General features: G+C 67.3%; 12 protein-coding genes. 11 read left to right on the forward strand and 1 reads right to left on the reverse strand.

Annotated features, from left to right (window positions below; translation table 11 throughout):
* Window positions 1–452 precede the first annotated feature (452 nt).
* Entirely contained in the window at window positions 453–860 is a 408-nt protein-coding gene (locus tag E1J61_RS13730) for a hypothetical protein (RefSeq protein ID WP_207951208.1), read from the forward strand.
* A 105-nt stretch (window positions 861–965) separates the two neighbouring features.
* Here E1J61_RS13730 and E1J61_RS13735 read toward each other — a convergent pair whose 3' ends face one another.
* On the reverse strand, window positions 966–1,919 hold the full coding sequence (locus E1J61_RS13735; RefSeq protein ID WP_133094590.1) for a LysR family transcriptional regulator: 954 nt from the start codon (window positions 1,917–1,919) through the stop codon (window positions 966–968).
* A gap of 181 nt (window positions 1,920–2,100) precedes the next feature.
* Between E1J61_RS13735 and E1J61_RS13740 the strand changes: the two genes are divergently transcribed.
* The 10 genes from E1J61_RS13740 to gap all read left to right on the forward strand — a co-directional run bounded on the left by E1J61_RS13740 (window position 2,101) and on the right by gap (window position 12,425).
* Complete coding sequence (locus tag E1J61_RS13740; protein WP_133094591.1) at window positions 2,101–3,561, forward strand: form I ribulose bisphosphate carboxylase large subunit; 1,461 nt, start codon at window positions 2,101–2,103, stop codon at window positions 3,559–3,561.
* Window positions 3,562–3,600: 39 nt separating this feature from the next.
* Complete coding sequence (locus E1J61_RS13745) at window positions 3,601–4,020, forward strand: ribulose bisphosphate carboxylase small subunit (RefSeq protein ID WP_133094592.1); 420 nt, start codon at window positions 3,601–3,603, stop codon at window positions 4,018–4,020.
* Between the two features lie 147 nt (window positions 4,021–4,167).
* The gene (gene cbbX / locus E1J61_RS13750) at window positions 4,168–5,091 is read left to right on the forward strand and encodes a CbbX protein (protein WP_133094593.1); all 924 of its coding nucleotides are present in this window, start codon (window positions 4,168–4,170) and stop codon (window positions 5,089–5,091) included.
* Window positions 5,092–5,094: 3 nt separating this feature from the next.
* Window positions 5,095–5,859 (forward strand): HAD family hydrolase, encoded by a 765-nt coding sequence (locus tag E1J61_RS13755; RefSeq protein ID WP_133094594.1) that lies wholly within the window; start codon window positions 5,095–5,097, stop codon window positions 5,857–5,859.
* A 1-nt stretch (window position 5,860) separates the two neighbouring features.
* A complete protein-coding gene (gene rpe, locus E1J61_RS13760; RefSeq protein WP_133094595.1) occupies window positions 5,861–6,565 on the forward strand; it encodes a ribulose-phosphate 3-epimerase in 705 nt (234 codons plus the stop codon).
* Between the two features lie 51 nt (window positions 6,566–6,616).
* The gene (locus E1J61_RS13765; protein ID WP_133094596.1) at window positions 6,617–7,711 is read left to right on the forward strand and encodes a class 1 fructose-bisphosphatase; all 1,095 of its coding nucleotides are present in this window, start codon (window positions 6,617–6,619) and stop codon (window positions 7,709–7,711) included.
* A gap of 11 nt (window positions 7,712–7,722) precedes the next feature.
* Window positions 7,723–8,601 (forward strand): phosphoribulokinase, encoded by an 879-nt coding sequence (locus E1J61_RS13770; protein ID WP_133094597.1) that lies wholly within the window; start codon window positions 7,723–7,725, stop codon window positions 8,599–8,601.
* A gap of 28 nt (window positions 8,602–8,629) precedes the next feature.
* On the forward strand, window positions 8,630–10,645 hold the full coding sequence (tkt, locus tag E1J61_RS13775) for a transketolase (RefSeq protein ID WP_133094598.1): 2,016 nt from the start codon (window positions 8,630–8,632) through the stop codon (window positions 10,643–10,645).
* Window positions 10,642–11,355, forward strand: a complete 714-nt coding sequence (gph, locus tag E1J61_RS13780) for a phosphoglycolate phosphatase (RefSeq protein WP_133094599.1) — start codon at window positions 10,642–10,644, stop codon at window positions 11,353–11,355. Before tkt ends, gph begins: the two co-directional genes overlap by 4 nt.
* Before the next feature lie 59 nt (window positions 11,356–11,414).
* Window positions 11,415–12,425, forward strand: coding sequence for a type I glyceraldehyde-3-phosphate dehydrogenase (gene gap / locus E1J61_RS13785; protein ID WP_133094600.1), 1,011 nt, complete (start codon window positions 11,415–11,417; stop codon window positions 12,423–12,425).

The following is a 12,425-nucleotide window of genomic DNA, read 5'->3' on the forward strand; positions in this document are numbered from 1 at the left end:
GTCGAAGTAGGTCTGCCAGATAATCACGCGCCACCAGCACCGAACATGGCACGACCCGCAATGCCGAGCGAGGCAAAGTCGGACCGTACCAATCGCTATGGGCTCGTTCTGCTGCCGCTGCCGATAAAGCGGACTGCCGGCAATGCCTCAGCCCGGAACCACTCCAGCATAGTCCAGGCGGGTTCGGCTGGTGACTCGACTGTAAGCAGGGTACGCGGAGGGGGCTCCATCCTCGCGGAACACGTTATGCCGCGTTTTGGTGTGCCCTATGGGGCACCAATCCGACACAGTGGCATGTAATGCAAAGTCGTTGGCATCCTTTGCATGGCGGGCGGCCCGCTGGCGCCGTTAGGCTATGCCATGTAGGTCATGACCGAAATCAACGCGTGTCCAGCCTGGGCGCGTTGCCGGCATGTCTCGTGTCGCGATGTTCTTGGAAGGATGTAACCAGCATGACTTATTCGCTCTCGCGCGCCGAAGTGGACAGCATTACCGATGGCGACGTGCAGTGCAGCACCATGAAACTGCTGCCGGAGTGGGACGACATCCCGGCGGACTTCCGCAACGGCAATCTGTACACCCGTCTGGCAGAGGCGCGCTTGCTCGACTACCAGCTACCCGGTATCTCGATTGCATTCCTGCCAGAGTTCGATGACGCTGAGGCTTGCCAGGCCATCGACCGTTGCATCACCGCGCACCTGAACGCCTTCGCGCCCCGCCACCAGCACCGGATCGCCGGTGTGGGATACATGATCTCCAAGGTTTGCACCGTGACGCGCGTCGGGGTCGACGAGGCGAATGCCGAGCACGCGTACGGGCACCCGCTTCAAGCACCGACGGACGACGAACAACCGGATTGATTATCTGGCGACAGCCGTTCATGCGGGTGCGACAGCCCATCCACTGAATCCTGCGCCTGTCGGCTTCCGCCGATCACCTGCAAATCCCGGCGTCCCCTTGTTTCATCACGCCACGCGCCGCCCAGGCAGCAGCCCCGCATATTCCTTCCCCAGGAACTCCGCAGTGTGCTCAAGCAGATAGCCCCGGCAGCTCTCGCTGGCCGGAGACAGGCGCTTGCTTGCCATATGCGCCACATGCCAGACGCGCTCGATCGGCGTACCCGTCACATCCAGCAACGCGATTTCTCCCGTACGCAGTTCCAGTGACAGCGTATGCAGCGACAGCAGGCTGATCCCCATGCCCGCCATCACCGCCTGCTTGATGGTTTCATTGCTGCCCAGCGTGATCACCTTGGCCGGTGTGAACAGGTGGTCGCGGAACATGAACTCCGCCACGGTGCGGGTACCGGATCCGGGCTCGCGCAGCAGGATCGTCTCGTGACGCAGTTCCTGCAGGTCGAAGCGCTTCTCGCCGCGCAGCGGATGCCGCGGCGAGGCCACCACCACGTACGGATGCGCGGCGATCGGTTCTGACACCGCGTCCAGCTCGCGTGGCGGACGGCCCATCAGGGCCAGGTCGATGGCATTGTCCTGCAGCAGCTGCAGCAGCGTTTCGCGGTTGCCCTCGGCAATGCGCAGGTCGATGCCGGGATGCTGCGCCGTAAACCCCGCCAGCAGCTTGGGCGCGAAGTACTTGGCCGTACTGATCAGCCCGATCGTGATCGAGCCCTGCTCGACATCCTTGACCGCCTGCAGGCCTTCCTCCGCATCCTTGATCTCGCCAAGGATGCGCGAGGCATGGTGCAGCAGCCGGTCGCCGGGCTCGGTCAGCGTGAGCTGGCCCCGGATCCGCTCGAACAGGGCCAGCCCCACCACGGATTCCAGCTGCTTGACCTGCATCGAGACGGCCGGCTGCGTCAGGTGCAGCTCCTCGGCCGCGCGCACGAAGCTGGCGTGGCGGGCCACCGTGACAAAGATCTGGAGCTGGCGAAGCGTGAGGGCGCGCAGGAAGGAGGACATGGGCAGCGGGGGCGGCTTGGGGTTTGTCCTTTGATCTGAGGCCCGGGTGTGCGGCCCGCGCCTCACTTAAAGGATGGCTTATACAGGGGCTAAGAATATCTGAATTTACCTTATGTTGGTGGCCGGATATCTTTCTTTCCAACGAGCAGTCACGCCGCCAAACCACGGAAGGGAGACCAGCATGAACGCACCTGAAACGATCCAAAGCAAGCCGCGCAAGCGCTATGACGCCGGCGTGATGAAGTACAAGGAAATGGGGTACTGGGACGGCGACTACGTGCCCAAGGACACCGATGTCCTGGCGCTGTTCCGCATCACGCCGCAGGACGGCGTCGATCCGGTCGAGGCCGCCGCCGCGGTGGCCGGCGAATCGTCGACGGCCACCTGGACGGTGGTGTGGACCGACCGCCTGACCGCGTGCGACATGTATCGCGCCAAGGCCTACCGGGTCGATCCGGTACCCAACAACCCCGAGCAGTTCTTCTGCTACGTGGCCTATGACCTGTCGCTGTTCGAGGAAGGCTCGATCGCCAACCTGACCGCCTCGATCATCGGCAACGTGTTCAGCTTCAAGCCGATCAAGGCGGCGCGCCTGGAAGACATGCGCTTCCCGGTGGCCTACGTGAAGACCTTCGCCGGCCCGTCGACCGGCATCATCGTCGAGCGTGAGCGCCTGGACAAGTTCGGCCGCCCGCTGCTGGGCGCCACCACCAAGCCCAAGCTGGGCCTGTCGGGCCGCAACTACGGCCGCGTGGTGTACGAGGGCCTGAAGGGCGGGCTGGACTTCATGAAGGACGACGAGAACATCAACTCGCAGCCCTTCATGCACTGGCGCGACCGCTTTCTCTTCGTGATGGACGCGGTCAACAAGGCCTCGGCCGCCACCGGCGAGGTCAAGGGCAGCTACCTGAACGTGACCGCCGGCACCATGGAAGAGATGTACCGGCGCGCGGAGTTCGCCAAGTCGCTGGGCTCGGTCATCATCATGGTTGACCTGATCGTGGGCTGGACTTGCATCCAGTCGATGAGCAACTGGTGCCGCCAGAACGATATGGTCCTGCACCTGCACCGCGCGGGCCACGGCACCTACACCCGCCAGAAGAACCATGGCGTGTCGTTCCGCGTGATCGCCAAATGGCTGCGCCTGGCCGGCGTCGACCACATGCACACCGGCACCGCGGTGGGCAAGCTGGAAGGCGATCCGCTCACCGTGCAGGGCTACTACAACGTCTGCCGCGATGCCTATACCCAGACCGACCTGACGCGCGGGCTGTTCTTCGACCAGGACTGGGCCTCGCTGCGCAAGGTGATGCCGGTGGCCTCGGGCGGCATCCACGCGGGCCAGATGCACCAGCTGATCCACCTCTTCGGCGACGACGTGGTGCTGCAGTTCGGCGGCGGCACGATCGGCCACCCGCAGGGGATCCAGGCCGGTGCCACGGCCAACCGCGTGGCGCTGGAAGCGATGGTGCTGGCGCGCAACGAAGGACGCGACATCCTCAACGAAGGGCCGGAGATCCTGCGCGACGCGGCGCGCTGGTGCGCACCGCTGCGGGCGGCGCTCGATACCTGGGGCGACATCACCTTCAACTACACGCCGACCGATACCTCGGACTTCGTGCCCACCGCGTCGGTGGCCTGAGCCCCCGAGCCCCTGAACACCACAGAACGAGAGGACATCATGCGCATCACTCAAGGCACTTTCTCCTTCCTGCCCGACCTCACCGACGAGCAGATCACCAGGCAGCTCGAATACTGCCTGAACAGGGGCTGGGCGGTCGGCATCGAATACACCGACGACCCGCACCCGCGCAATACGTACTGGGAGATGTTCGGGCTGCCGATGTTCGACCTGCGCGATGCCGCCGGCATCCTGATGGAAATCAACAACGCGCGGAACACCTTCCCGAACCACTACATCCGCGTCACGGCCTTCGATTCGACGCATACGGTGGAGTCGGTGGTGATGTCGTTCATCGTCAACCGGCCGGCCGACGAACCCGGCTTCCGCCTGGTGCGGCAGGAAGAGCCCGGCCGCACGCTGCGCTACTCGATCGAGAGCTACGCCGTGCAGGCGCGGCCCGAAGGCTGCCGCTACTGAACGGCAGCGGCCGCACCGGCGCGTAGCGCAGCCACGCACTGCCCGCCGGCGATTCCCTCACTGTGCAGTCCCACGGGCGCGCCGCCGTCAGGCAGCGCGCGGGAGGGAAGCTGCGCCCCGGATTCGATGAAACCTACGGAGCCTGCCATGTCCGCACCTGAAACGACCGCACCACTGCAGCACCCCGCTGCCTTGCCTGGTTCGCTGGCCGAGTCGCTGGCCAGCTCCGGCATCACCGAGCTGCTGGCCCAGCTCGACCGCGAGCTGATCGGGCTGAAGCCGGTGAAAGCGCGCATCCGCGACATTGCCGCCTTGCTGCTGGTGGACAAGCTGCGCGCCGCGCGCGGCTTCAGCGCGGGGGCGCCCAGCCTGCATATGTGCTTCACCGGCAATCCCGGCACGGGCAAGACCACGGTGGCCCTGCGCATGGCGCAAATCCTGCACCAGCTCGGCTACGTGCGCCGCGGCCACCTGGTGGCCGTGACCCGCGACGACCTGGTCGGCCAGTACATCGGCCATACCGCGCCCAAGACCAAGGAGATCCTGAAGAAGGCCATGGGCGGCGTGCTCTTCATCGACGAGGCTTATTACCTCTACCGCCCGGAGAACGAGCGCGACTATGGCCAGGAGGCCATCGAGATCCTGCTGCAGGTGATGGAGAACAACCGCGAAGACCTGGTGGTGATCCTGGCCGGCTACAAGGACCGCATGGACCGGTTCTTCGAATCGAACCCGGGCATGTCGTCGCGCGTTGCCCACCATATCGACTTCCCCGACTACCAGCTCGAGGAACTGCGCCAGATCGCCGACCTGATGCTGGCGGAGATGCAATACCACTTCGACGACGAGAGCCGCGCCGTATTTGCCGATTACCTGGCCCGGCGCATGGCGCAGCCGCATTTCGCCAATGCCCGCAGCGTGCGCAACGCGCTGGACCGCGCGCGCCTGCGCCATGCGTCGCGGCTGCTCGACGATCCCGGCACGGTGGTCGATGACCGTGCCCTGACCACCATCACGGCCGGGGACCTGCGCGCCAGCCGCGTGTTCTCGCAGCCTTCGGCCGCGGAGTAAGCCATGAAAGCCCTGATCTTCGATGTCGACGGCACGCTTGCCGATACCGAGACCGCCCACCTGCAGGCCTTCAACGCCGCCTTTGCCGAGGTCGGCCTCGACTGGTGCTGGGATGAGGCGCTCTACACGCGCCTGCTCAAGGTGGCCGGCGGCAAGGAGCGGCTGCTGCACTACTGGCGGATGGTCGATCCGGAAGAGGCCCGCGGCTGCAAGGTCAGGGAGACCATCGACGCCGTGCATGCCATCAAGACACGCCACTACGCCGAGCGCGTCGGCAGCGGCCAGCTGCCGCTGCGCCCGGGCATTGCCCGGCTGATCGACGAGGCCGGCAGTGCCGGCGTGCCCATCGCCATCGCCACCACCACCACGCCGGCCAATCTCGATGCGCTGCTGCAGGTGCCGCTGGGCCAGCGCTGGCGCGAGCGCTTCGCCGCCATCGGCGACGCCGGCACCACCGCCATCAAGAAGCCGGCCCCGGATGTGTACCTGGCCGTGCTGGAACGCCTCGGCCTGGAAGCCGGGGATTGCCTGGCGATCGAGGATTCGGAGAACGGGCTGCGCGCCGCGCAGGCGGCCGGCATTGCCACCCTGGTCACGCCCAGCGCCTACACCGCGCACGAACGCTTCGACGGCGCGCTGCTGGTGCTGCCGCACCTGGGCGATCCGGGGCAGCCGCTGCCGCAGCAGCTGCCCGGCGCGGCGCAGCGCTGGGCTGACCTGGGCGCACTGCGCAACTGGCATCGCGGCACCCTGTTCGAGGCAGCCTGACATGCATGCCAACGATCAACATGCCGTCCGCCTCGCGCCGTCCATCCTGTCGGCGGATTTTGCTCGGCTGGGCGAAGAGGTGCGCGCGATCGAGGCAGCGGGCGCGGACCTGGTGCACTTCGACGTGATGGACAACCACTACGTGCCGAACCTGACCATCGGGCCGCTGGTGTGCGAGGCGATCCGGCCGCATGTGTCCATCCCTATCGATGTGCACCTGATGGTGGAGCCGGTCGACGCGCTGATCCCCATGTTCGCCAAGGCGGGCGCAAGCATCATCAGCTTCCATCCCGAGGCAAGCCGCCATGTGGATCGCACCATCGCGCTGATCCGCGAGCACGGCTGCAAGGCCGGCCTGGTGCTGAACCCGGCCACGCCGCCGGGCTGGCTCGACCACACGCTCGGCCAGCTCGACCTGGTGCTGCTGATGAGCGTGAATCCCGGCTTCGGCGGCCAGGCGTTCATCCCCGGCGTGCTGGACAAGCTGCGCCAGGTGCGCGCGCGCATCGACCGGCAGGTGGAGGCCGGCGGGCGAGCGGTCTGGCTGGAAATCGATGGCGGCGTCAAGGCCGACAACATTGCGGAGATCGCCCGCGCGGGCGCCGACACCTTCGTTGCAGGCAGCGCCGTGTTTGGCGCGCCGGACGCCGGCGGCGGCTACCGCGGCATCCTGCGCCGACTGCGCGAGGCCGCGACGCTCACCTAGCCCGCGCCGGCGCCAGACAAGAACACATAGCAAATGAAGAGGAGACCTGTCATGCCCGAAGTCCAGAGGATGACCCTGACGCAGTTCCTGATCGAGGAGCGCCGCCGCTACCCGGATGCCGGCGGCGGCTTCAACGGCCTGATCCTTAACGTGGCCATGGCCTGCAAGGAGATCGCGCGCGCGGTGGCCTTCGGCGCGCTGGGCGGCCTGCACGGCCGCGCCGGTAGTGCGGAAGGTAACGAGTCGGCCATCAACGTGCAGGGCGAGATCCAGCAGAAGCTGGATGTGCTGAGCAACGAGGCCTTCCTGCGCGTCAACGAGTGGGGCGGCTACCTGGCCGGCATGGCCTCGGAGGAAATGGAGGCGCCATACCAGATCCCCGCGTGCTACCCGCGCGGCAAGTACCTGCTGGTGTTCGACCCGCTCGACGGTTCCTCGAACATCGATGTCAACGTTTCGGTGGGCAGCATCTTCTCGGTGCTGCGCGCGCCCGAAGGCGCGGACGCCGTGACGGAGCAGGACTTCCTGCAGCCCGGAACGGCCCAGGTGGCTGCCGGCTATGCGCTTTACGGCCCCACCACCATGCTGGTGCTGACCGTGGGCAACGGCGTCAACGGCTTCACCCTCGATCCGAACCTGGGTGAATTCTTCCTGACGCACCCCGGCCTGCGCGTGCCCGCCGAGACCCAGGAATTCGCCATCAACGCCTCCAACAGCCGCTTCTGGGAGGCGCCGGTGCAGCGCTATATCTCCGAGTGCATGGCCGGCAAGAGCGGCCCGCGCGGCAAGGATTTCAATATGCGCTGGATTGCGTCGATGGTGGCCGAGGCGCACCGCATCCTGATGCGTGGCGGTGTCTTCATGTACCCCCGCGATACCAAGGATCCCGCCAAGCCGGGCCGCCTGCGCCTGCTCTACGAGGCCAACCCGATCGCCTTCCTGATGGAGCAGGCCGGCGGGCGCGCCAGCACCGGCCGGCAGCCGCTGATGGCGGTGGCGCCGGGCGGGCTGCACCAGCGCATCGGCGTGATCTTCGGTTCGCGCAATGAAGTGGAGCGGATCGAGGACTACCACGCCAACCAGTCGGATCCCGACCTTCCCAATCCCCTGTTCAACGAGCGCAGCCTGTTTCGCGCGTCTGCCTGAGGTGCACGGCCATGTCAGAACGCTATCCCATCATTGCCATCACCGGCTCCTCCGGCGCCGGCACCACGTCGGTGACCCGTACCTTCGAGAATATCTTCCGCCGCGAAGGCGTGAAGTCAGTCGTGATCGAAGGCGACAGCTTCCACCGCTATAACCGTGCCGAGATGAAGGTCAAGATGGCCGAGGCCGAGCGCACCGGCAACATGAACTTCAGCCATTTCGGCCCGGAGAACAACCTGTTCGGCGACCTGGAAAACCTGTTCCGCTCCTATGCGGAAACCGGCACCGGCATGCACCGGCACTACCTGCACAGCGCGGAGGAGGCCGCCCCTTTCGGGCAGGAGCCGGGCACCTTCACCGAGTGGGAGCCGTTGCCCGCCGACACCGACCTGCTGTTCTACGAGGGCCTGCACGGCGGCGTGGTCACCGACGAAATCAATGTCGCCCAATATCCCAACCTGCTGATCGGCGTGGTGCCGGTCATCAACCTGGAATGGATCCAGAAACTCTGGCGCGACAAGAAGCAGCGCGGCTACTCCACCGAGGCGGTGACCGACACCATCCTGCGCCGCATGCCGGACTACGTGAACTACATCTGCCCGCAGTTTTCGCGCACCCATGTGAACTTCCAGCGCGTGCCGTGCGTGGATACCTCCAACCCCTTTATCTCGCGCGAGATCCCGGCGCCGGATGAAAGCATGGTGGTGATCCGCTTCGCCAACCCGAAAGGCATCGACTTCCAGTACCTGCTGGGCATGATCCACGACTCGTTCATGTCGCGCGCCAACACCATCGTGGTGCCGGGCGGGAAGATGGAACTGGCCATGCAGCTGATCTTCACGCCTTTCGTGCTGCGCATGATGGAGCGCCGCAAGCGCGCCGCCCTGTAACAACCGCTGAGCTGCGAGGACAAGAAACATGAACGCACCCGAACGCATCGACTCCGCGGCCCGCTGCGCCAACGCGCTGCGCTTCCTGGCCGCCGACGCGGTGGAACAGGCCAGGTCGGGCCACCCCGGCGCGCCCATGGGCATGGCCGAGATGGCCGAGGCGCTGTGGCGGCGCCACCTGCGCCACAACCCTGCCAACCCGGCCTGGCCGGACCGCGACCGCTTCGTGCTGTCCAACGGCCATGCTTCCATGCTGCAGTACGCGCTGCTGCACCTGACCGGGTACGACCTGCCCATGTCGCAGCTGCGCCAGTTCCGCCAGCTGCACGCGGCCACGCCGGGGCATCCGGAAGTCGACGTGACGCCGGGCGTGGAGACCACCACCGGGCCGCTGGGCCAGGGCCTGGCCAATGCCGTCGGCATGGCGCTGGCGGAGAAGCTGCTGGCCGCCACCTTCAACCGCCCCGGCTTCGACATCGTCGACCATCACACCTATGTCTTCCTCGGCGATGGCTGCCTGATGGAGGGCCTCAGCCACGAGGCCTGCTCGCTGGCGGGCACGCTCGGGCTGGGCAAGCTGATCTGCCTGTACGACGACAACGGCATCTCCATCGACGGCGACGTCGCCGGCTGGTTTGCCGATGACACGCCGAAGCGCTTTGCCGCGTACGGGTGGCACGTGATCGCCGGCGTGGACGGGCATGATGCGCACGCCGTCGACGCGGCGCTGCACGCGGCCAGGGCGGAGCGCGACCGGCCCACGCTGATCTGTTGCCGCACCGTGATCGGCCAGGGCGCCCCGGCCAAGGCGGGCGGGCACGATGTGCATGGCGCACCGCTGGGCGCGGCGGAGATCGCAGCCATGCGCGAGGCGCTGGGCTGGGAGGCCGAGCCCTTCACCGTACCGGCGGACGTGGCCGACGCCTGGGACGCAAGCGTCCAGGGCGCGGCGAGGGAGGCTGAATGGGAGGCGCGCTTCGCCGCCTATAGCGCCGTGCATCCCGAACTGGCCGGGGAATTCCTGCGCCGCATCAAAGGCCAGCTACCGGAAGGCTTCGATGCGGCACTGATGGCGCTGCTGGACGCGCCCTCGGCACTGCAGGGCAGGATCGCCACGCGCAAGGCCTCGCAGCTCTGCCTGGAGGCGCTGGCGCCGGCCTTGCCGGAACTGCTGGGCGGCTCGGCCGACCTCACCGGCTCCAACCTGACCAATGTGAAGGCTTCGGTCTGGGTCAACCACGAAGGGCACGGCAACTACGTCAGCTACGGCGTCCGCGAGTTCGGCATGGCGGCGGTGATGAACGGCGTGGCGCTGCATGGCGGGCTGATCCCCTACGGCGGCACCTTCATGACCTTCTCGGACTACTCGCGCAATGCCATCCGCATGGCCGCGCTGATGCGGCTGCGCGTGATCCACGTGCTGACGCATGATTCGATCGGCCTGGGCGAGGACGGCCCCACCCACCAGCCGGTGGAGCATGCCGCGAGCCTGCGGCTGATCCCCAACAACCGGGTCTGGCGCCCGTGCGACGGCGCCGAAACCGCCTACGCGTGGCAGGCCGCGCTGCAGCGCGAGCACGGCCCGACCTGCCTGGTGCTGTCGCGGCAGGCGCTGACGCCGTTCGAGCGCGATGCCGCCCGGCGTGCGGACATCGCGCGCGGTGGCTACGCCTTGCGCGATGCCGCGGGGCCGCGGGTGGTGCTGGTCGCCACCGGATCCGAAGTGGAGATCGCGGTGCGCGCCGCGCAGGAACTGGCCGACGTCGGCATCGCCGCGCGCGTGGTGTCGATGCCGTGCGTGGAGCTGTTCTACGCGCAGGACGCGGCCTACCGCGACACGGTGCTGCCGCCGGGCGTGCCGCGCGTCAGCGTGGAGGCGGGCGCCACCTGGTACTGGCGCGGCGTGGTGGGCGAGGGCGGCGTGGCGCTGGGCATCGACACGTTCGGCGAGTCCGCCCCCGCCGAGGCGCTGTACCAGCACTTCGGCCTGACCCCGGCACACGTCGCGGCTGCCGCGCGCGCCTTGCTGGAGGACAAGCCATGACTGCCGCATCTACCGCATCTAGCGCATCCCTGCCTTGCACCGCAGTGCTGGTCGACCTGGACGGCACGCTGGTCGACAGCGCCCCGGACATCGTCGAGGCCGCCAACCGCATGCTCGCCGATCTCGACAGCGCGCCGCTGCCCTTCGATACGGTGGCCGGCTTCATCGGCCGCGGCGTACCCAACCTGGTGCGGCGCGTGCTGGAGACCGCGCAGCTGGCGCCGCGGGTGGAGGCCGCCGCTGCCGAGGCGCTGTTCCATCGCCACTATGACGACACCAACGGCCGCCTGGGTTCGGTATTCCCGGGCGTGGAAGCGGGCCTGGCCGCGCTCAGGCGCGAGGGCTACCGCATGGCCTGCGTCACCAACAAGCCGCGCGCGCTGGCGGCGCCGCTGCTGGCCATGACCGGCCTGGCGGCGTACCTCGACGTGCTGGTGGCCGGCGATTCGATCGCGCAGATGAAGCCGCACCCCGCACCGCTGCGCCATGCCTGCCGGCTGCTCGACGTCGATGCGGCGCAAGGCGTGCTGGTAGGGGATTCGCCAGTGGACGTGGCCGCTGCGCGCGCGGCCGGCATGCCGGTCTGCCTGGTGCGCTACGGCTACGCCGGCCCCGACGGGCCCGCGGCACTGGGCGCGGATGCGCTGATCGACTCGATCGAGGCACTGCCGGTGCTGCTGACGCCGGCGTGGCTCGCACCCGCCGCCTGATATCCGGCGCGGGCCGGCAAGGATACCAAGACAAGTAAACGGAGACATCAGGAGACATCATGACCATCAAGGTTGCCATCAACGGCTACGGGCGCATCGGGCGCAATGTACTGCGCGCCCACTATGAAGGCGGCAAGCGCCACGATATCGAGATCGTTGCCATCAACGACCTCGGCAACGCCGCCACCAATGCCCACCTGACGCAGTACGACACCGTCCACGGCCGTTTCCCGGGCGAGGTCTCGGTTGACGGCGATGCCTTCCGCGTCAACGGCGACCGCATCCGCGTGGTGGCGCAGCGCAATCCGGCCGAGCTGCCGTGGGCCGGGCTGGGCGTGGACGTGGTGATGGAGTGCACCGGGCTGTTCACCAGCAAGGAGAAGGCATCGGCCCACCTGAAGGCCGGCGCGAAGAAGGTGATCATCTCCGCCCCGGGCGGCAAGGACGTGGACGCCACCATCGTCTATGGCGTGAACCACGGCGTGCTGAAGGCGACCGACACGGTCATCTCCAACGCCTCGTGCACCACCAACTGCCTGGCGCCGCTGGTCAAGCCGCTGCACGAGAAGCTGGGCGTGGTGAACGGGCTGATGACAACGGTGCACTCGTACACCAACGACCAGGTGCTGACCGACGTCTACCACGACGACCTGCGCCGCGCGCGCTCGGCCACCATGTCGATGATCCCGACCAAGACCGGCGCCGCCGCCGCCGTGGGACTGGTGCTGCCCGAGCTGGATGGCCGCCTGGACGGCTTTGCCGTGCGTGTCCCGACCATCAATGTGTCGCTGGTCGACCTGTCCTTCGTGGCGGCGCGGCCGACCACCGTGGACGAGGTCAACGGCATCCTGAAGAGCGCCGCCGAGGCCGAGCTCAAGGGCATCCTGGACTACAACACCGCGCCGCTGGTCTCGGTGGACTTCAACCACAGCCCGGCCTCGTCCACCTTCGACGCCACGCTGACCAAGGTCAACGGCACGCTGGTCAAGGTCTCGGCCTGGTATGACAACGAATGGGGCTTCTCCAACCGCATGCTGGATACCGCGGTGGCGCTGGCCAACGCACGCTGA

Source organism: Cupriavidus sp. L7L (assembly GCF_004353535.1).
In the GTDB taxonomy this organism is placed as follows: Bacteria; Pseudomonadota; Gammaproteobacteria; order Burkholderiales; family Burkholderiaceae; genus Cupriavidus; species Cupriavidus oxalaticus_A.